This is a genomic window from Shewanella psychrotolerans, from assembly GCF_019457595.1.
Taxonomy (GTDB): Bacteria; Pseudomonadota; Gammaproteobacteria; order Enterobacterales; family Shewanellaceae; genus Shewanella; species Shewanella psychrotolerans.
Genome location: NZ_CP080419.1, coordinates 1,569,697 through 1,591,107, shown reverse-complemented (window position 1 = coordinate 1,591,107; position 21,411 = coordinate 1,569,697). Strand labels below are relative to the sequence as shown.

Annotated in this window: 19 protein-coding genes; 12 read left to right on the top strand and 7 right to left on the bottom strand. The window is 43.8% G+C overall.

Annotated elements, in window-relative coordinates:
• The first annotated feature begins 5 nt into the window (after window positions 1–5).
• From K0I62_RS07025 to K0I62_RS06985, 9 genes are all read left to right on the top strand, one after another.
• Window positions 6–1,247, top strand: a complete 1,242-nt coding sequence (locus tag K0I62_RS07025; RefSeq protein WP_220070760.1) for an OmpP1/FadL family transporter — start codon at window positions 6–8, stop codon at window positions 1,245–1,247.
• Between the two features lie 110 nt (window positions 1,248–1,357).
• Window positions 1,358–1,744: a VOC family protein gene (locus K0I62_RS07020; RefSeq protein ID WP_220070759.1), complete on the top strand. Its 387-nt coding sequence runs from the start codon at window positions 1,358–1,360 to the stop codon at window positions 1,742–1,744.
• 88 nt (window positions 1,745–1,832) lie between these two features.
• Entirely contained in the window at window positions 1,833–2,543 is a 711-nt protein-coding gene (locus tag K0I62_RS07015) for an SIMPL domain-containing protein (RefSeq protein ID WP_220070758.1), read from the top strand.
• A gap of 110 nt (window positions 2,544–2,653) precedes the next feature.
• On the top strand, window positions 2,654–3,697 hold the full coding sequence (locus K0I62_RS07010; protein ID WP_258405103.1) for an efflux RND transporter periplasmic adaptor subunit: 1,044 nt from the start codon (window positions 2,654–2,656) through the stop codon (window positions 3,695–3,697).
• Window positions 3,698–3,731: 34 nt separating this feature from the next.
• The gene (locus tag K0I62_RS07005) at window positions 3,732–6,977 is read left to right on the top strand and encodes an efflux RND transporter permease subunit (RefSeq protein WP_258405102.1); all 3,246 of its coding nucleotides are present in this window, start codon (window positions 3,732–3,734) and stop codon (window positions 6,975–6,977) included.
• Between the two features lie 23 nt (window positions 6,978–7,000).
• Window positions 7,001–7,222: a YgaP family membrane protein gene (locus K0I62_RS07000; RefSeq protein WP_220070757.1), complete on the top strand. Its 222-nt coding sequence runs from the start codon at window positions 7,001–7,003 to the stop codon at window positions 7,220–7,222.
• 13 nt (window positions 7,223–7,235) lie between these two features.
• Complete coding sequence (locus K0I62_RS06995; RefSeq protein ID WP_220070756.1) at window positions 7,236–7,625, top strand: rhodanese-like domain-containing protein; 390 nt, start codon at window positions 7,236–7,238, stop codon at window positions 7,623–7,625.
• 491 nt (window positions 7,626–8,116) lie between these two features.
• A complete protein-coding gene (locus tag K0I62_RS06990) occupies window positions 8,117–10,546 on the top strand; it encodes a S8 family serine peptidase (protein WP_220070755.1) in 2,430 nt (809 codons plus the stop codon).
• A 103-nt stretch (window positions 10,547–10,649) separates the two neighbouring features.
• Window positions 10,650–10,976: a VF530 family protein gene (locus tag K0I62_RS06985; RefSeq protein WP_220070754.1), complete on the top strand. Its 327-nt coding sequence runs from the start codon at window positions 10,650–10,652 to the stop codon at window positions 10,974–10,976.
• 184 nt (window positions 10,977–11,160) lie between these two features.
• Here K0I62_RS06985 and ribA read toward each other — a convergent pair whose 3' ends face one another.
• The 6 genes from ribA to rssA all read right to left on the bottom strand — a co-directional run bounded on the left by ribA (window position 11,161) and on the right by rssA (window position 17,175).
• Window positions 11,161–11,784 carry a GTP cyclohydrolase II gene (ribA, locus tag K0I62_RS06980; protein ID WP_220070753.1) on the bottom strand — a complete coding sequence of 208 codons (624 nt, stop codon included), beginning with the start codon at window positions 11,782–11,784 and terminating at the stop codon, window positions 11,161–11,163.
• 243 nt (window positions 11,785–12,027) lie between these two features.
• Window positions 12,028–12,384 (bottom strand): YibL family ribosome-associated protein, encoded by a 357-nt coding sequence (locus K0I62_RS06975; protein WP_220070752.1) that lies wholly within the window; start codon window positions 12,382–12,384, stop codon window positions 12,028–12,030.
• An 86-nt stretch (window positions 12,385–12,470) separates the two neighbouring features.
• A complete protein-coding gene (gene nrdG / locus K0I62_RS06970) occupies window positions 12,471–12,938 on the bottom strand; it encodes an anaerobic ribonucleoside-triphosphate reductase-activating protein (protein ID WP_220070751.1) in 468 nt (155 codons plus the stop codon).
• 85 nt (window positions 12,939–13,023) lie between these two features.
• Window positions 13,024–15,141 (bottom strand): anaerobic ribonucleoside-triphosphate reductase, encoded by a 2,118-nt coding sequence (gene nrdD / locus K0I62_RS06965; protein ID WP_220070750.1) that lies wholly within the window; start codon window positions 15,139–15,141, stop codon window positions 13,024–13,026.
• Window positions 15,142–15,401: 260 nt separating this feature from the next.
• On the bottom strand, window positions 15,402–16,106 hold the full coding sequence (locus tag K0I62_RS06960; protein ID WP_220070749.1) for a hypothetical protein: 705 nt from the start codon (window positions 16,104–16,106) through the stop codon (window positions 15,402–15,404).
• 127 nt (window positions 16,107–16,233) lie between these two features.
• Window positions 16,234–17,175, bottom strand: coding sequence for a patatin-like phospholipase RssA (rssA, locus tag K0I62_RS06955; protein WP_220070748.1), 942 nt, complete (start codon window positions 17,173–17,175; stop codon window positions 16,234–16,236).
• Window positions 17,176–17,408: 233 nt separating this feature from the next.
• Here rssA and K0I62_RS06950 point away from each other — a divergent pair, with 233 nt between their 5' ends.
• From K0I62_RS06950 to K0I62_RS06940, 3 genes are all read left to right on the top strand, one after another.
• Window positions 17,409–18,752, top strand: a complete 1,344-nt coding sequence (locus tag K0I62_RS06950) for a DEAD/DEAH box helicase (RefSeq protein WP_220071305.1) — start codon at window positions 17,409–17,411, stop codon at window positions 18,750–18,752.
• 159 nt (window positions 18,753–18,911) lie between these two features.
• Window positions 18,912–19,352 (top strand): DUF3010 family protein, encoded by a 441-nt coding sequence (locus K0I62_RS06945; RefSeq protein ID WP_220070747.1) that lies wholly within the window; start codon window positions 18,912–18,914, stop codon window positions 19,350–19,352.
• A gap of 82 nt (window positions 19,353–19,434) precedes the next feature.
• On the top strand, window positions 19,435–19,938 hold the full coding sequence (locus tag K0I62_RS06940) for a M48 metallopeptidase family protein (protein WP_220070746.1): 504 nt from the start codon (window positions 19,435–19,437) through the stop codon (window positions 19,936–19,938).
• A 63-nt stretch (window positions 19,939–20,001) separates the two neighbouring features.
• Here the strand turns inward: K0I62_RS06940 and K0I62_RS06935 are convergent, their stop codons facing one another.
• Window positions 20,002–21,288, bottom strand: a complete 1,287-nt coding sequence (locus tag K0I62_RS06935; protein ID WP_434086831.1) for a peptidoglycan DD-metalloendopeptidase family protein — start codon at window positions 21,286–21,288, stop codon at window positions 20,002–20,004.
• Window positions 21,289–21,411 lie beyond the last annotated feature (123 nt).

Below are 21,411 nucleotides of genomic sequence, written 5' to 3'. Positions count from 1 at the left end.
AAATCATGAAGCTTTTTAACAAGACATTACTAGCCGTTGCCGTAACACTTGCGAGCTCTCAAGCTATGGCAGCTGGTTTTCAACTAAATAGCCAATCGGCAACGGGTTTAGGTCGCGCATTTGCTGGTGATGCAGTTATCGCAGATAACGCCGCAGTGATGGCGAGAAACTCTGCTGCGATGGCACTATTTGACACAACTGCAATCAGTTTAGGTGTGACGTATATCGATACCGATGTCACACTTAAAGACGCTAGCCTCACTTATTTAACCAATACAGGCTATCAATCAGTCGGTCTGCCTGATGTGTCAGATATTGGTGGCGCAACACCTGTACCCAATATTTTTATCGTTCATCCAATCAATGAGCAATGGTCTATTGGTTTTGGGGCTTACTCTAACTTTGGCACAACGACCGAGTACTCAGATAGTTTTGCAGCTGATATTTTCGGTGGCACAACCAAAGTGCGTAGTGCCAATATCCAAGGCAGCGTGTCTTACCGTATTAATAATAATTTTAGTATCGGTGCAGGCCTTGATATCGTGTCTGGTTCTGGCGAACTTTATCGTGAATTCAAAAGCGCAGGAATGGGGCCAAGCGCTCCAGCACTTGATGTTGAAGCTGAAGGTTATGGACTCGGCTGGAATATCGGTGCCGTTTATGAAGTCAATGACAATCACAGATTTGGTTTAAGCTATCGTTATTCTCCAACCATTAAAGCCGACGGTGACTTTGTTTACCAAGGTCAAGCAGCGGCTGACGATACATTGCATTTACCACTGCCTTCAATTGCGGAGTTTTCTGGTTATCACAAATTAACCAATCAATTTGCCGTGCACTATTCGGCGCAATTTATCCAGTGGAGCAACTTCGATACCCTAGATACCGATGCGTTCGGCACGATCAAAGAGTATAACTGGCGTGATACCTGGCACTTCTCTGTCGGTGGAACTTACGACATAAACAATGCTTGGACCGTGCGTGCAGGTTATATGTATGACATGGGAGCAGTAGATGAGATCCAATCAATTGCGATTCCAGATTCTGACCGTCATTGGTTCTCTGCTGGTTTAACCTATCGCTTATCTGAGCACTCAGACCTAGATTTTGGTTTAACCTATCTTATGGGCAAAGATATTGATGTTACTGAAAGTCAGTATCTTGGACCTCTGCCTGTAGCAACGGTTAACGGCACGACTCGTGCAAATGCTTGGATGTATGGTATTCAGTACAGCTACAAGTTTTAAATCTTGCTAAATGATTGAAGTTAAAAGCCACACATCATGTGTGGCTTTTTTGTACTTATACGAAATCTTTCCTACAGTTAATATACAAATTAACTGTGATCGAATTGATAATGGCTAAAGTAATTGGACTCGGTGGCATATTCTTTAAAAGCGAAGATCCCAACGCATTGGCGCTGTGGTACAAGACCCACCTTCAAATACCTGTCGAAAACTGGGGCGGTGCCGCCTTCTATCTGAATAATCTCATGCCGACCGCAGCTTCGGGCTACAGTGTTTGGACGCCGATGTCGGCTGATTCAGATTACCTTCATCCCTCTGAAAAATCTTTTATGTTTAATTTAATTGTCGATGATCTAGACGGCGCGCTAGAACAGGTAAGAAATGGCGGTGCACAAGTCATTGCAGAAACAGAAGAGTCAGAGTTTGGTCGCTTTGGTTGGTTTGTTGATCCCGATGGTAATAAAGTCGAATTATGGCAAGCTAGCGAAACACCATGAGCGATACTAAAAGGCCCTGAAACTAACCTAGAAAAATCAAGTTAACAAGCATATGCTATTGGTTTAAAAGCAACTTGGACGCTCTCTCATGCATAAATCACTTGCAACTATCCTACTGGGATTATTCATCTGCGGTGGACTATATCTACTCGGTAACAGCATAGGTAAAAGTTTGGTGACCATTCGTGCAATGGAACGTACCGTAACGGTTAAAGGTCTTGCCGAGCTAGAAGTTGATGCCGATACCGCTATTTGGCCAATTCGGTTTACAGAAGTCGACAACGATCTCAATAGCTTATATAAGAATGTTCAGGACAAGTCCGATAAAGTGGTCGCATTTTTAATCAAACAAGGCTTCACTACTGAAGAGATCTCCAGTTCTTTGCCCTCCATCCAAGATCGCCAGGCTCAAGGTTATGTCGACCCTAATGTTCGTTATCGCTATGCTGCCCAAGTAACCATTTCACTTTATACCAAAAGAGTTAAATTATTACTCAGTATGCAACGCAATTTACTCGATCTTGCAAAAGAAGGAATCGTCATCTCCAATCAAGATTATAACGGCCGTACCGAGTTTCTATTTACCCAACTCAATAGCATTAAGCCTAAGATGGTGCAATCAGCGACCGAAAATGCACGTCAAACCGCAGAAAAATTTGCCATCGACTCTCAATCAAAACTGGGCAAGATAAAGAGTGCATCCCAAGGACAATTCACCATTAATGATCGTGATAGCAACACACCCAATATCAAAAAAGTCAGGATAGTCTCAACCCTGACCTATTACTTAAATGATTAACTGTTAGCATGATTATCTCATATCGGTGAATAAGGACGCTGGCACCCTTATTCATCACTTTTTTCTAATAAATGATTGCACTCGTTTCAAAAGTCCATTAGAATTTTCTTATGAAGTTTTTGGAGGTCGTCAGTCTTATGCGTATTCAACACCCATTATCAGTTGGTTTTATTCTCTCTATTTGCAGTCTATTTGCATCTGCAGAGCCCATAAAAACCATTACCGTTAATCCTCAACAGTTGCCGCAATGGATCACCCTTGATGCACAGCTTGAGTCAGTTAAGGCCGCGACGGTATCGGCGCAAACCTCTGGACGCATCCTAAAAATCAATTACGATGTGAACGATATTGTGCCTCAAGGTGCGGCGCTATTAGAAATTACAAGTATCGCCCAAGGTGCAGAGCTAGCGGCGGCCGAAGCCGATTACGCTAGAGCGCTTGCACAAAATGAGGAAGCACAAAAGCAGCGTAAACGTTATGAAGAACTTTTTCCTAAAGGCGCAATATCACAAGGCGACATGGATCAAGCCATTGCCAATGCAAAGTCGACCGCACAAGCAGTAAGTGCTGCAAAAGCACGCATTATTCAGGCCAATGAGTCGGTCAAATATACCAGCGTTAGTGCACCATTTGCAGGCGTAGTCACCCAACGTTTTGTTGAAGTTGGTGAAACGGTCGCTCCAGGACAGCCACTATTAAGTGGATTCTCTACCGATCAAATGCGAGCCGTTACCCATGTACCACTGCGGTATATCGACGCTCTCAGAGCGCAGCCAGATATTGAATTAACACTCAATGATCAACACAAAATTAAGTCACAAGCATTAACCATCTTCTCTTTTGCCGACCCCAAAAGTCATAGCTATAAGACTCGGATAGCTCTTCCCCAAGGTCTACCCAATTTAATGCCAGGAATGTGGGTCAAAGCCAAATTTGTTGCAGGTCAACGCAGCACTATGGTCATACCAAAATCAGCCATTATTTTTCAAAATGAGATCTGTGCCGTTTATTTACAGCAACAAGGAACATTCCTACTCAATCAGATCCGATTAGGTGCCGAACACGATGATAGTTATGACGTACTCTCTGGGCTAAATGCTGGCGATGTTATCGCAAAAGATGCTTATAACGTACTGCTTAATATCAATAAATAGTAGATTTGATCGCTTTTTAGGAGTCGCAAATAAAATGAGCTCGCAACAAATGCATAATGGCGATAAACAAACGACAAAACTGGGTTTTTCTGGCCGTATAGCCGCCCTTTTCCAGTTGAGTGCAATAACGCCCTTACTAGCACTCCTTGGGTTATTACTTGGCCTGTTTGCCGTATTGGTCACCCCAAAAGAGGAAGAGCCACAAATCGATGTCACCTTTGCTGATGTCTTTATCCCCTTCCCTGGCGCAACGCCTAGCGAAGTTGAACAACTAGTTACCCTGCCGATGGAGCAAGTGCTGTCGCAAATAAAAGGCGTAGACACCCTCTACTCATTCTCTCAACCCGATGGCGCACTGCTAATCGCCATTTTTGAAGTGGGTATTCCCCGCAACGAAGCGATCGTCAAACTGTATAATCAGGTCTATTCCAATATGGATAAGGTCGCGACCCAGGCTGGCGTCGGCGAACCACAAATCAAACCCCGTGGTATTGATGATGTGCCCATTGTCAGCCTAACCTTATGGTCAAAATCGACCGAGACCTCGGCAGAACAATTGACTCATATCGCCAAAGGATTGGAAACCGAACTCAAACGCATTCCTGGCACACGTGAGATCTATAGTGTTGGACGCCATGACGTTAGTCTGAATGTCCGTATCGATCCGGCAAAAATGAGCTTTTATGGCCTAACCTATGATGACATTAGCAACAGCCTTGCGAGCAACAATCACGTCTCTATGCCTGTTTCGCTAATTCAAGATAACCAAGAGATAAAAATACAAACCGGCCAATTTTTACAATCTCAACAAGAGGTTGAGCAACTCGTTGTCGCCGTATACCAAGATGAATCGGGCAAGAGTGCGCCAGTCTATCTCGCTGATATCGCAAGCGTTAGCCTCAATACAGATATTCCAACCAAAAATGCTTGGCACAGCGACAAACAGGGAACTTTTCCTGCGGTCACCGTCGCCATTGGCAAACAACCTGGCGAAAATGCGGTCGACGTCGCCAATGCGATATTAGATCGTCTCGATAAAGTCGATAACATCTTAATACCTAACGATGTTGAGGTCACCGTATCGCGAAATTATGGTAAGACAGCAGGCGATAAAGCCAATACCCTGATTTTAAAGCTAGTATTTGCCACCTCTGCCGTTGTCATCTTAGTGTTCTTAGCGATGGGCCTACGTGAAGCTATCGTAGTTGGTATCGCCATTATTATTACCTTAGCGATCACCCTATTTGCTTCATGGGCTTGGGGCTTTACGCTTAATCGGATCTCACTATTTGCCCTCATCTTCTCCATCGGGATATTGGTCGATGATGCCATTGTCGTGGTCGAAAATATTCACCGTCATATGGCTCTGGGAAAACGTTCATTTACCGAATTAATTCCCGTCGCTGTCGATGAAGTGGGCGGCCCGACAATATTGGCTACTTTCACCGTGATAGCGGCATTGATGCCTATGGCATTTGTGTCGGGTCTTATGGGGCCTTATATGAGTCCTATTCCGATTAATGCCAGTATGGGAATGCTGATCTCACTTGCTATCGCTTTTATTGTCACGCCTTGGTTAGCGACTAAACTGCTCAAAAAACATCAACCCACCAACGGTGCTCCAGAGACAGATGAACCGTCTACAACACGAATGGTGAAGATATTTACTACGCTCATCTCGCCCTTTGTTCACGGTAAACAAGCACGTAAAGCTAGATTAGGTCTGGCAGCAGCCATAGCGCTACTGATCGCTATCGCTATCGCCTTGCCTATTAGTCAGTTGGTGGTTTTAAAAATGCTGCCTTTTGATAACAAATCAGAGTTCCAAGTGATGGTCGATATGCCTGAAGGCACTCCTGTTGAACAGACACAAAAAGTGCTTAAAGCGCTGGGGCAACAGCTTAATCAAGTTGAAGAAGTCGATAACTATCAGATGTACGCCGGCACCAATGCGCCAATGAATTTCAACGGTCTAGTTAGACACTATTTTTTACGAGAAACCCAAGAACTAGGCGACATCCAAGTTAACTTGGTCGATAAGTCTGAGCGTCATCGCGATAGCCACGCTATTGCGGTCTCTGTAAGAGAGTCACTGCAACAGATTGCGACCCAATACAATGCCAATGTTAAGGTTGTCGAAGTGCCTCCAGGACCACCAGTATGGTCGCCCATTTTGGCAGAGGTCTATGCGCCAAATGAAGCGCTTAGAGAGCAAGCGGCATTACAACTGCAGCAACTGTTCCATCAAACTCAAGATGTTGTTGATATCGATATCTATTTACCCGCTGCGCAGCAAAAGTGGCAAGTGAATATTGACCGCTCAAAAGCCAGCCTATTGGGTGTGCCGTACAGCAACATTGTTGATTTAGTCGCAACATCGATTGGCGGTAAAGAGGTCAGCTATCTGCACAAAGCAAACCAAACGACCCCAGTACCTATAAAATTACAGCTTGATGAGGGCGCCAAAGTCGATCTGGAGCAAGTACTTAATCTCAGATTGAACACCATAAGTGGCAACTCAGTTCCTGTATCTGAACTGGTTAATATCAATAAGACTCAAATTGATGCACCAATCATTCACAAAAACATGATCCCGATGATCATGGTCGTTGCAGATATGGCGGGACCACTAGATAGCCCACTCTATGGCATGTTTGAGATGGCAGCGTCGATTGATGATAAAAACGGCTTAGGTTTCGAGCAGCACTATGTTAATCAACCTTCAGGGCTCGATAGCATTGCAGTACTTTGGGACGGTGAATGGAAGATCACCTATGAGACCTTTAGGGATATGGGTATTGCCTATGGAGTTGGCATGATAGCAATTTATTTGCTTGTTGTCGGTCAATTTAAATCTTACACGGTGCCGCTGATTATTATGGCGCCTATTCCATTAACCATTATTGGTGTGATGCCAGGCCATGCTCTCCTTGGGGCTCAGTTCACGGCAACGTCGATGATTGGGATGATAGCCCTTGCAGGCATAATTGTGCGTAACTCAATTCTATTGGTCGACTTTATCAATCAAGAAACAGCTGCGGGCATCCCATTTGAACAAGCGGTTATCCACTCTGGAGCCGTCCGAGCCAAACCCATTATGTTAACTGGACTCGCGGCGATGATTGGCGCCCTATTCATTCTCGATGACCCCATATTTAATGGATTAGCCATCAGTTTGATCTTCGGTATTTTCGTATCAACCTTGCTGACATTAGTCGTCATCCCAGTGTTGTATTACGCCGTCATGCATAAAAAATTGTCACATAATGCTGCTAACTAAGCAGTCCATTTAAGGAGTTAATCATGTCTATCGAACGTAGTATTTTCGCTTTTGCTGGCTTTATGGTGTTACTGTCTTTAGTACTCACTGCATTAGTACATCATAATTTTGTCTGGCTTACTGTCTTTGTTGGCGCTAATCTATTTCAAAGCGCTTTTACTGGCTTCTGCCCTGCAGCCATGATAATGAAAAAACTTGGTATTAAGAGCGAAGCTGAGATAGAGCGTGCCAAACAACAAAGTTAAACAAGGAGTTCACGTGGAAAAATCCACATATACACTGGTAAAACAATTTAACACGCTTATTGCACTGTTATTTTTAGCCGTTGTAAGCCTCTCTGCACCAAGTGTAGCGGCAGAAACTGATGCTCAAACTACAGCATGGAAGATGATCAACAATGGCGCGCTCATCATTGATGTTCGTACTCCAGAAGAGTTCCATCAAGGGCATTTAGATAATGCGGTAAATATTCCATATGAGAGTATCTCTACAGAGTTTACTAAACGAAAAATAGCTAAAGATCAGCCTGTTGTAGTTTATTGTCGAAGTGGACGCCGCAGCAGTATTGCACAATCGAGTTTAATAGAGCTCGGCTACAGTAACATCCATAATGGTGGTGGTTACGAACAACTTGCCGGACAAAAATAATCCTGATGATATAGATATTACCTTGCTAAAAAGCACCATAAGGTGCTTTTTTTATATCTTAAATTTAACCTGATCAGCCTGTTACATTTGAATAAAACGATTAACCCAAACCAGATATAACTTATGAGAATAAGTTATTCTTAAAATAAATATTAAATTAACTTTAAATAACAGATAGATAATACTTCAATAATCTGCCCTCTTCAGTATCTACCCCTTCACAACCAGAAAAATAAACAATCACAAAAATCGAGTAAATATTCAAATTTTCACTATTTACCCCCTAAAATCACGCTACAAATATCGTATTTTTTGCATAAATACATTTCTATCTACTTGATAGATAGACAACAAATCAACACTTAACAACATATTTACAAATGCATCACCAAAAGATAGATTCACTGTCGAGTAACATGTTTTACGGCGGTAACGCTGCAAAACACTCTAATAATAATTATTAATTCTAAATTTGAAATGGAAGACTAAAAATGACAGTTAAAAAAACAACTGCGGTCGCTATGTCTTTATCTGCATTAGCTTTGGCTATTGCGGCTAACGTTAACGCTGCACCTTCTAAAGGACTTCAACTGCAAGCAGAGTCGGCTCGATTAGCTCACGCTTCACCACTGCCAAAACGCTATATTGTTAAATTTAAAAACGCACAGGCTAGCGCCGCGCTTAGCTCAAATGCAATTGAAACTGCTGATTATCAACCCCGTGCAAATGAAGTTTTTTCTCATCACCGTGCACTAAATAGCGTTGCAGCAAAGCAGATGAAGCGTATTGGCCGCAGCAACGCTTATTCTGCACAGCTTGATTCTAAAGCGATAAAAGCATTAAAACTGCGTGCCGACGTTGACTATGTTGAAGAAGATATGCCGCGTCGCCTATTAAGTGAAACCACACCTTGGGGACAAACTTACGTCGGTGCAACTAGCTTGAGTGATAGCCAAGCTGGTAACCGTACAATTTGTATTATTGACTCTGGTTATGACCGCAGTCATAGCGATCTCAGTGGAAATAATGTCACTGGTACCAATAATTCTGGTACCGCTAACTGGTATGAACCAGGTGCAGGTAATGCTCACGGTACTCACGTCGCTGGAACCATCGCTGCTATCGCCAACAATGATGGTGTCGTTGGTGTTATGCCAAACCAAAATGCCAACATCCACGTGATTAAAGTATTCAATGCCGATGGATGGGGCTATTCATCATCTTTAGTGTCGGCGGTAGATACCTGTGTCAATAATGGCGCGAATGTTGTCACTATGAGTCTAGGTGGCGCAAGTTCTAGTACCACTGAACGTAACGCGTTAGCCGCACATGCTAACAATGGCGTGTTATTAATTGCTGCTGCGGGTAATGATGGCAATAATACCCACAGTTATCCAGCATCTTACGATGCGGTAATGTCGGTTGCAGCTGTCGATAACAACAAAGATCACGCGGCATTTTCTCAGTATACCAACCAAGTTGAGATCTCTGGTCCTGGTGAAGCGATTCTTTCAACTGTGACTCGTGGTGAAGGTCGTTTAGCCAATATCATCGCAGGCGGTCAATCATATTTTGCCAGTGGCGTCGTGCCACACAATCGCTACGTTCAATCTTCAGGTAACTATGTGGGGACTCCGATAGTCGGCTCTGTTACGGCTGAATTGGCCGAATGTTCGGTTTCTGGCAGTACTTTTAATTGCGGTAATATGACGGGTAAAGTGTGTCTGGTTGAGCGTGTCGGTAACCAAGGCACAAGCTATCCAGAAATTGATGCCGTTAAAGCCTGTAACAATGCAGGTGCTCAAGCGGCCATCGTATTCAGTAATGCTACCCTTCCTGGGCTTCAAAATCCTTTCCTAGTGGACACCAACAATGAGGCACCGATGGTATCGGTATCGGTTGACCGCGCAACTGGGCAAGCACTAAGAGCTCATATTGGCACATCGGTTACTGTGGCGAACACTGATAATGAAGATTACGAATACTACAATGGTACTTCAATGGCTACGCCACATGTATCGGGTGTGGCAACCTTAGTATGGAGCTTCCACCCAGAATGTAGCGCCGCTCAGGTCCGCACTGCATTGACGGCGACAGCTGAAGATCTAGAAACCGCAGGTCGTGATGACAAAACTGGTTACGGTCTTATCAATGCGGTTGCAGCCAAAGCCTACCTTGATGAATCTTGTGATGGACCAACCGATCCTGGAACAGGTGGAGGAACAGGCGGTGACAATGTATTAGTGAATGGTGTTGCGAAAACAAACTTAACTGGCGCTAAAGATGATCAACTGCACTTCTCTATCGATGTTCCTGCTGGTGCTAGCGATCTAAACTTCGCCATGAGCGGTGGTACTGGTGATGCCGATCTGTATGTACAGTATGGCGCAGCACCAACCAGTAGCAGATATGATTGTCGTCCATGGAAAAGTGGTAACAGCGAGTCATGCCCTATCAGTACAGCGCAGGCGGGCACTTACTATGTGATGGTACAAGGTTATAGCGCATTCAGTGGCGTCAACCTAACGGCTAGCTTCACAGAGCAAAGCAGTGGCGGTAACACTGGTGGCGGTGGAGCTGCTAGTTATACCAATAACACGACTTATGCCATCCCAGACAACAACGCAACGGGTATTAAAAGCCCAATAAGCGTTGTTCGAACTGGAGATTCAGGAATGGTTAGTGTGACAGTCAATATCACTCATACCTATATTGGCGATCTTCAAGTGGAGTTACATAGCCCTTCTGGACAAGTCGCGATTTTGCATGATAACACTGGCGGAAGTGCTGACAATATAGTCAAGACCTACACGGTAGATATGTCAGGCGTTGATTCAGCCGGCACTTGGAATCTAAAAGCCGTAGACAGCGCCCGTCGTGACACTGGTAGCATAGATGCTTGGCAGATAAGCTTCCAATAATCACTCCAACCTAAAAGAGAGCCTATATGGCTCTCTTTTTTATCTGATCCACCTCAGATAAACTGGTATAATTGGCAAAATTTTCAGTGATAAACAGATCGACATGACACAAGCGAACAACCCACTCCACGGAATAAAGTTAGAAAACTTACTCAACGACTTGGTCGACCATTATGGTTGGGAAGAACTAGGTCAGCGTATCGATATTCGCTGCTTTAATCATGATCCAAGCATCAAATCTAGCCTCAAGTTTTTACGTAAAACCCCTTGGGCACGAGAGAAAGTTGAATACCTGTATTTAAAGATGAACAAATTACCATTGCCAAAGCTAAAGCCGCAGCAGGACCGTCCGGTCTCAACATCATCCAGCACTAGCGAAGATAAGCATTCAAGTTCAGTCAATGCCAATATTTGGGGCAAGAACGAGTAAAACTAATCAAGGTTAGCCTCTTAAAGCCATACAGATAATGACGCCAGAGAGTGTGCAGGCAACTGATAGAAATATGCGTATCAGCATATAGGAGAAGACACTTTAATTGACAGAGGAATTAGAAGCTAAAAACGATAGCGACTCGCTTAGCTAAAAGCTAGCCGCCACAAGTTAAGTCGAGGGATTAAGAGTTGCTACCTTTATCTTCAGTAAAATGATATTCGGACATCATATGACCAAGTTCGGTCGACTTGGTTTTTAAATAATCTTCGTTATAACGATTCTTACCGACTTGTAATGGTACTCGTTCAATCACTTCAATCCCCAGCTCTTTCATTGCTTTGACCTTACGAGGATTGTTAGTCATCAACTTAACCTGATGAACACCAATTTTGTCCATCATCGGCTTGATCATATCGTATTTACGCATATCAGCATCAAAACCTAAACGCTCGTTAGCTTCGACGGTATTAGCTCCTTGATCTTGCAGCTCGTAGGCACGGATCTTATTTAACAAGCCTATGCCGCGTCCTTCTTGACGAAGATATAAGATAAAACCTTGACCCAATTCAGCAATATTTTGCATCGCGGTTTGCAGCTGAAAACCACAGTCACAGCGCAAACTAAACAGTGCATCACCCGTTAGGCACTCTGAATGAATACGCCCAAGAATAGGTGTATTGGAGTCTAACTCACCAAATGTCAGTGCGACATGTTCTTTGCCTGTGTCAGTGTCTTCAAAACCGTGCATTGCGAAAACACCCCATGGCGTAGGTAATTTTGAAGTAGCGACATACTTAATCGACATGAAATAACCTTTACTACGTGCTCAGCTTTAAACGTCAACGATAAATAAAATCTAAAGCAGGAAAGCGACTTTAATTCTCAGAGCGAGCATTCTATGTGTTTTTAGCTGATAGTGAAATAGCCGACTAATTGAATCGGTTATTGCTTCACCGAGTAAGCTCAAAAATGGTTTATAAGGATACGCTGTGTCACTATTGAGCGATATGACATCGCTCACGCACTCTTAATAAACATTAACGACGGTTTAGAATGGCTTAAGGGCAAAGCCTGTGACTTTAGTCAGTCCCATTTCACGACCTAAAGCGGTCATTGGGTGTACCACCACTAGCCCGCGCACTGATTTTTTAAGCTTACCCATATCGGCTTGTTCAGCTTTAGTTAATTCACGACTAAACGGCAGCGATTTTACATCAGTACCTTTTTGATTAAGTAATCGTGTTTGTTGATTTCTTACACTGGAAATCTGTTTAGTTACAGCATTAATCTCTTGCTTAAACTGTAAAATAACCGCTTGATCACCGCGCTTCTCTGCCGCATCTAGTTTACGACGACACTTATCTAAGCGATCATTAAGTTGCTGCAACTCTTGCTTTAAATTCATTAACTTGCCTTAAAAAATAACCATAATATCGGGTTAACCAAGCATCAAAATTGACGCTCCCCGCTTGTCTGCTAGGGATTATACCACTATTGAGAGAAATGATGGATCACCTGATTACTACTACCACGAAATATCAGGCTAGGATCGGCAAGGGACTGCTCAAATTTGCCATCAACCAACACATCAATATAATTAAGCACTTCACGCTGCGCATCATTTAACTCATCAAGCGTATAGCCAGTCCAAAGCCAGATATCTTTGGTTGGGCATTCAGCTTTTACACGTTTAACTAAGGCTAAAATAGCCTCCACATTTTGCGGATAAAGTGGATCTCCGCCACTAAGCGACAAACCCCGACGATGAATACGGCTATCTTTTAAATCAGTTAAAATCTGTTCAACCATAACATCGTCAAATAGATGCCCAGAGCAAGGGTTCCATGTCGATTGGTTATAGCAACCACGACATTGATGCTCACATCCCGACACAAATAAGCTTGCGCGCGTGCCTGGACCATTAACAACATCGATAGGAAAATATTGGTGATAATTCATTAATTGAAACCTTTATCAGGCAAAAAGACGCCAATTAAGACGTCTTTTTACCGTACAAACAATCGCTGTAAATGCCATACAAGAACTATAAATGTTTTATGCGACGCTTCACTTCTTCCTGCTTACCATAATTAAATGGTCTCGCATCAGGACTGCCTAAATAGCCACATACACGGCGTGTCACCGACACTCTGCTTGGTTCATGGTTGCCACATTTAGGACACGTAAACCCTTTACTCGTACAGCTAAACTCGCCAGTAAAACCACAGTCATAGCATTCATCAATTGGCGTGTTAGTACCATAATAAGGTACCCTGCTGTAGCTATAATCCCATACGTTTTCAAGCGCTTCGATATTATGCTGCATATTGGGATACTCGCCGTAGCAGATAAATCCACCATTAGTCAGCGCTGGGTATGGCATCTCAAAGTCAAGCTTATCGTACGGGTTAACCTTTTTCTCGACATCGAGGTGGAAACTATTGGTGTAATAACCACGATCAGTCACACCTGAGATCACGCCAAACGCTTTGGTATCTAGCTTACAAAAACGGCTACAAAGGTTCTCACTTGGCGTACTGTACAAACTAAAGGCGTAACCTGTCTCTTCACGCCAACGCACAGTTGCTTCTTTTAGATGCTCGATGATAGCAAGGGCCTTATCACGTAATTGCTCGCTATCAAATAGGTGAGTTTCGTTGCCATAAAGTGCATTCACCGTTTCATGTAAACCGATATAGCCTAACGAAATTGACGCTCGGCCATTTTTGAAAATTTCGCTAATATCATCATCGGCGCGTAAACGTATGCCACAAGCGCCTTCCATATAAAGGATCGGCGCAACACGAGCTTTAACCCCTTCTAGACGCTCAATACGAGTATCTAATGCGCGACGCGCGGTAACTAAACGCTGATCCAAAATCGCGAAGAAACGAGCTTCATCTCCATCGGCTTCTAACGCAACTCGTGGTAAGTTGAGACTAACCACGCCTAAATTGTTGCGTCCCTCATGGACTAACTCACCATCCTCCTCGTAGGTACCAAGAAAGCTACGGCAGCCCATCGGCGTCTTAAATGAGCCAGTGACCTTTTCAACCTGTTCATAATTTAAAATATCTGGATACATGCGCATGGTCGCGCATTTCAGGGCCATCTGCTTAATATCGTAGTTACAGTCACCGCCCTTATGATTAATGCCATCACGAATGGCAAATACCAGCTTGGGAAATACCGCTGTCTTGCGGTTTTTACCCAAGCCCGCCATACGAACTTTCAACATAGAGCCTTGAATAAGACGCGATTCCCATGAAGTACCTAGACCAAATCCAAAGGTCACAAACGGTGTTTGACCATTCGCGGTATGCAGGGTATTTACTTCATACTCTAACGATTGAAATGCATCATGACACTCTTTCTCGGTTTGCTGGGTCGCAAATGCTTTAGCATCTGTAATACCCCACTTGAGCGCTACTTGATAATGTTTGTCATAACTTTTTGCCACAAATGGTGCCAACACCTCATCGATACGATTAATCGTGGTGCCACCATAGATATGACTCGCCACTTGAGCGATTATCTGTGCCGTTACCGCCGTCGCAGTAGAAATCGATTTGGGTGTCTCAATTTCAGCATTACCCATCTTAAATCCATGGGTAAGCATACCTGCCAAGTCAATTAGCATGCAGTTAAACATAGGAAAAAATGGCGCGTAATCAAGATCGTGATAATGGATCTCACCCGCCTCATGGGCAGACACCACATCTTTAGGCAAGATATGGCGAGTGGCATAATGTTTTGCCACAATGCCAGCAAGCAGATCCCGCTGAGTTGGGATCACCTTTGAATCTTTATTAGCATTTTCATTTAACAGTGCAGCATTGCTCTGCTCTACCAGGCCACGAATATCCTGATTGAGACGGCTACTGACTTCACGGTGAACATCGCGATCATGGCGATACTCAATATAAACCCGTGCAAGTGACTTATAGGGCCCTTCCATTAATTGATTTTCGACGGCATCTTGCAGATCATGAATATCGACCTCTGCAACATCTGCCATCTTTTCGGTCACTTGAGTCGCGACTTGCGTCGCATAGGCAACATCTTCAATACCTGCTGAGTGAGCAGCCGCTATGACCGCATCCCTAATCCTTGTTTCGTCAAAAGGCGTGCGGTAACCATCCCGCTTAATAACTACTGGCATTGTTTAATATCTCCTCAAGTAACGTTTAAAATGACACCATATATAGTGCAATTATAACGTCAAAGCACAATATGTGGTGTATTAAGCTACAAACTGCGGGAGAGTACCTTGATCCAGATCATGATTTTACGGATGGAATTTTGTGACAAGAGATTACTGCAAACTAGGCCACTTATCTTATACAGTGGCCTTGACCGCAAAGGCAAACAGAGCTAGATAATGTAAAAAGTTGGTAAAAACTGTGGGTAACTGTTGAGAAATTACGTAATTCGCTTAGATAAGGCCAAATAACTGTTCATTTGTCCCGAAAACTGTTGTGAATTTCCCATCGAAGCCGCTAACTGCATGGTTGACTTTAGTCCCTGCCACTGTTGCTTCTCAATCTGTTCCATTGGCGCGTCAGCATTAATAAATACCGATAGTTGTGCCGACACTCTAGCCGCTTTTTGACTGTATTGTGCCCCATCAACGCTGTCCATATTATTCAATACTGACTTGGCATCATCGAGAACCGTCATTAATACGCTATCGGGATCGGTCTGCGTCAAGGTCTCTTTTTGCTCGTTAATGAAATCCATTAGGCTTTGTTTATGCGAACTTGTTTCGGGGATATCAAATCCAGCCGAGCTTAAACGATTTAATTGATTGTCAGACAAAATTCCATCTTGATGCAAACGCTGGATCAGCTTGGGAATTTGAGCGGTGGTGAACTGTCCATCGGCAAAGAAATCTTTAGCCATTGCCTCAATTTTTTGAGCGCGCATTGCTCGAGAAGACAATGACACCGCCTCCTCTGCAATCGCTGGCCCCGTCGCCTTATCAGCATTGGCCTGATTAGACAGGCTAACTTTATCACTGTGTATGGAACTAGCTTGGCTTTGCGGTTCACGACTAACCTCGTTCCCATAAGCCTCTGCTGCAATAGTGTTATTGGATGAAGATAGAAGGCTACTAATTGGATTCATTGTCAAAATATCGACTACTGCTAAACGTTTAATCCAACCAAGCAAAAACTAAGCCGTTTTATACTATCTGCAGTAAACACTTTTACCACCTCTCCGTTAAGCTGGTACAACGCGTGATAGTGGCACTTTATTCGTGGCGCTCGGCAAATCTTGCCTCGATAATATGCGCCACTTGTTTGACCGCAAATTCACCCGCCGCAATGGCTTCATCGGCGCGATGAAACTCCATAGTGCCAATATCTGCAACATTCGGGGTGATCAATAAATCCGGTGGATCGCCCATCAAGCGAATACGCTTGTGACGCTGCTCGAGAATATCCATCGATTGGGACATCACCGCCAACATGCCAGGTTGACTGTTATTCCCCAGGGAGAACTTATCGGTTAACCCCGACACATATTCACGGCCACGCGCCAACAGATCCATAAATCCAACGTCTTGGCCACGGTTAGCATCATGCTTGCTCGCCACCACCTTATCGCTAGAAGAGAGTGATACAGGTAACTGTTCTAGTCGCGTTTTACGATGGCCATACAGATCGACGGCAATCACCAAATCGACCCCCATAGCCCGGCTCACTGAGATAGGAACAGGATTAACCACAGCGCCATCGACTAACCATCGCTCACCGATTTTTACTGGCGGTAAAATACCAGGCATTGAACATGAAGCTCTCACAGCATGACGTAAGCTTCCCTTTTGAAACCAGATCTCTTGGCCGTTATAAAGGTCGGTTGCCACCGCGGCAAAGGGCAAATTCATATTTTCAATATCAAGATCACCAATGTGCTGCTGCATCACATCAAATACTCGCTCACCACCGATGAGGCCACCTTTACGCCAACTTAAATCCATCAAACCGAGTACATCCCAGCTCGAGAAACTACTAACCCATTGTTGTAAATCATCGAGGTTATCTTGAGCATACGCCGCACCGACGACAGCGCCTATCGAACAGCCAGCAACCTTGTTTGGCTTAATACCCATTTTTTCCAGTTCGTTGAGCACCCCAATATGCGCCCATCCCTTTGCCGCGCCACTGCCCAAAGCGATGCCAATATTCGCCATCTCATTACTCCCCCATCTCACTAAGGTCTATCTCGATCAGCTGTGGATATAACTGACACCACTTAAGTAACCCATCATATGCCAAAGCATCTAGCTGATCAGCTTATAACCAATAAATAATTCAACTCAGTTCAATTTCCTGCTCACCTCTCGGTTAACAAACATCAATGCTAATGGCTGAAACGTACAAGTCGATGTATAATGCCGCCTTACTGTTATTTTGGAGCACACCTTTGCAATTTTCAGATTTTTCACTCGATAAACGCCTACTAACCAGCCTAGAACATATGGGCATCGACAAGCCGACCGAGATCCAAGAGCAATCGATACCTGTAGGCTTATCGGGAAGAGATCTAATGGCATCATCTAAAACAGGCTCAGGTAAAACCCTCGCCTTTTTATTACCAGCGATGCAACGCATTATCTCCACTAGAGCATTAAGTAAACGCGATCCTCGTGTACTTATTTTATTGCCGACTCGTGAGCTTGCGACCCAAGTGTACAGCCAGCTTCGGTTGTTAGTGGCCAATACTCAATATAAAGCGATGAAGATTTTAGGTGGTGAAAACTTCAATGATCAGGCAAAAGGATTGGCAAGAGATCCACATTTTGTGGTGGCGACTCCTGGTCGCTTAGCCGATCACCTAAAGCAAAATCACCTGCACCTGAATGGGCTTGAATTATTGATTTTAGATGAAGCCGATCGAATGTTGGATTTAGGCTTTGCAGACCAGCTACGTGCCATCAACAAAGCTGCCGACCATAAGCGCCGTCAAACCTTGATGTTCTCGGCAACCTTAGATCATGGTCAGATCAATGAGATCGCCAGTGAACTGCTTAAAGAGCCTGAACATGTTTCGATTGGCGCATCCCATGTTGAAAACCAAGATATTGCCCAAAAAGTCTATCTTTGTGACCATCTCGATCACAAAGAAAAGTTACTGTTAGCCCTGCTAAAACAGCAGCAACACAAACAAGTGATAATCTTTACCGCGACTCGTAGCGATACCGACAGGCTCGCGCTCAAACTGGCAGAGCAAGGGTTTACGACCGCATCACTGAGCGGAGAGCTTAAGCAGTCGGCGCGAAATCAGATCATGGATCAGTTCAGTCGTGGTCAACAACAGATCTTGGTCACCACAGATGTCGCCTCACGAGGTTTAGATCTGCTTAATGTATCCTTAGTGATTAACTTTGATATGCCTAAGCTGGCAGAAGAGTATATCCACCGTATAGGCAGAACAGGACGTGCTGGCGCGAAAGGCGACGCCATCTCCCTCGTTGGCCCTAAAGATTGGGACAACTTTAAGCAAGTGCAATTATTTTTGCGCAGAAACTTTGAGCTGAGTGAAATTGAAGGGCTAAAACCTAAATTTAGTGGTTTAAAAGCGAAAGCTACCCCAGGTAAAAGCACCGCTAAAAAGGCGACAAAAGTTAAAGCTCGTCCTGCCAAAGCTAAGTCCGCAACGAAAGCGAAAGACAATCGTGATAAACGCTTTATTACCGGTGTTGATGTGGGTGACGCGCCAATGCTGCGCAAGCCTAAATCAAAACTGCAAGACACGCCTGAAGATTAATCTCAAAATGAGCGGTCATCGCACCGCTCTTTTCAATTTGTTATCAAAGAAAAATTACTAAACAACAATTTTCTATGTGAATTTATTTTCGCAACTACTGCTCATTTGACCAATTAAGGTTACAATAAGCGTCATTATGGTTTTTATATTAGGTTTATCATGAGAGTTTGTGGCATTGAGTTAAAAGGTGGCGAAGCCATCATCAGTTTATTAAGTTATGAAGGTGATACTTTTAACGTGCCAGAATGCCGTTCTCGTTCATTAACGGTATCCAATTCAGCCAAGACAGAATCAATTAAAGAGTTCCACTTTGCTTTCACCAAATTGATGGAAGACTACAAAGTCGATGAAGTTGCGCTAATTGAGCGCGAGCAAAAAGGCAAGCTAGCAGGCAGTGCCACCAGCTTTAAAATGGAAGCGGCAATTCAGTTATGCGGTTTACCCGTCCACCTTATTTCACCAGTAGCCATAAAAGAGCAACTAAAGCGTAATCCGCCGATGGTTGACTTTGATGGTCTTGATCTTAAGCGTTTTCAAAAGAGTGCATTTGAAGTGGCTTATACCCTGCATAACCAACGCATATTTGCTAAAGACGAATAGTTGATGATTAGCTAATTTCGCTAAATCACTTCACTTCGACTACTGATAGGCTTGCCGGGCGACTCTAGCCCGGCTTATCACAATGAATACTTTGACTTATCTCCAAGGCTACAACAGCGACATTCTATCTCAAGTCGACACCCTTATCGCCGAGAACAGACTCAGAGCTGTGCTTGAGAAACGCTACCCAGATCTACATGAACTTCGCAGCGATAAAGCCTTATACGACTACACTATTGCACTTAAAAATCGTTACCTTAAAAAGTCTCAGCCACTTAATAAAGTGCTTTATGACGACAAAATCACCTTAAAAAAGCAAGCGTTAGGCCTTCACAGCTATATCGCCAAAAATCATGGTGGTAAAACTAAGTCGAAAAATGAGATCCGTATTTCATCCAAGTTGAAACTGGTACCTGAGCCACTTTTACGAATGGTAGTTGTGCATGAACTTGCTCATTTAAAAGAGAAAGATCATAACAAGGCGTTTTATCAGCTCTGCTGCCATATGGAAGGTGACTACCATCAGTTAGAATTTGATTTGAGGCTTTGGTTAACCATGCTCGAATTAGAAAACGCTTCGGTATAAAAAACGCCGCTATATTCAGCGGCGTTTCTATTGATGCTATCTCTGCGATATACCTAGCTGACTTTATACTTGCCCCATTAACATCTTACGAACTTTCACCAATTGACTAAATTCATTCATTTGCTTTTTAGACAAGGTACTGGCCATCGGAATGTCGGCTTTCATTGGGTCAACTGGACGGCCATTAACATGGAACTCATAATGAAGGTGCGGCCCGGTAATACGACCCGTAGCACCAGACAAGGCGATCACTTGACCACGAGAAACCCGCTGGCCTTTATGCACTAACGCTTTGGAAAGATGCAGATAACGAGTGCGATATTTATTACCATGTTCAATCACCACATACTTACCAGCATACCTATGGTCGGTCACCATAGAAACGATACCATCACCCGGTGCAATAATTTTAGTGCCAGTCGGCGTCGCGAAATCGGTGCCATTATGGGGCGCCGTACGGCCCGTTACTGGATGATGACGATGACGGTCAAACCTTGAACTAATTCGATAATTCTTTTGCAACGGAATACGCTGAAATGCTCTGGCTAGACTGCGCCCTTGCTCATCATAAAAGTTACCATCTGTATTTTGATAAGCGTTGATTGCGCTGCGTCCACGCTGGATATGAACCCCTAAAATATCTCGATTACCAGTAACTTCACCATCGATATACTGCTCACTCATCAACACAGAAAATTGGTCACCGGCACGTAAGTCCCTAGCAAAGTTCAGCTTCTCTTTAAGCAATGATTCAACGCGTTGAATATCTCCTGCGGTCAATCCTGCTCGCTGCGCCGACAAATAAAACGAGCCCTGTATGTCACCAACTAGCGACTTATTTTGCCAGATCCCCTCGATATTAATCTCATCTACCTTGAAGCCGCCCTCTTCGTAACGGCTAAAAACTACTTGGCGAGCGGCATTAAAGTACAGTTCCAGTTTGGTTAATTGGCCGTCATCATCAAGCCAAAAACGAATGATATTTCCAGGTTTTAAGGTGTCTAGAGCTAAAATATCAAGATCGGCCTCAAGCACTTTATACATGGTCTGCTGATCAACATTAGCCTCAACGAATAATCTACTTAAGGTATCTCCGCTAACGATCGTCTTAACATAATTAGGTTGGATTTCTGCAATGGTATCGGTTTCAACAGAAGAGATATCTGAAACCAGAGATTCGAGATCAAGTGCAACCGGAATGCGCTGAGGTAACACCTGCTTCTGACTTGGCCATAATAGCGATATCCCAACCAACAAGCTTGCACCCATTAATATCTTTTTATGAGGCGATGGAAGCGCTAATAAACGAGACGGAGACATATTCAAAAAAGAAAATTTACTTGTACGCAACCTATGCCTCTACTTTCATTATTATGATGAACATTTCCCCCCAAATACCCCATGAAATGGCGGGTTGATGACCAGTTATATCAAAAAAAATGCAATTAACAAACCGATCGACTGCACAAATTT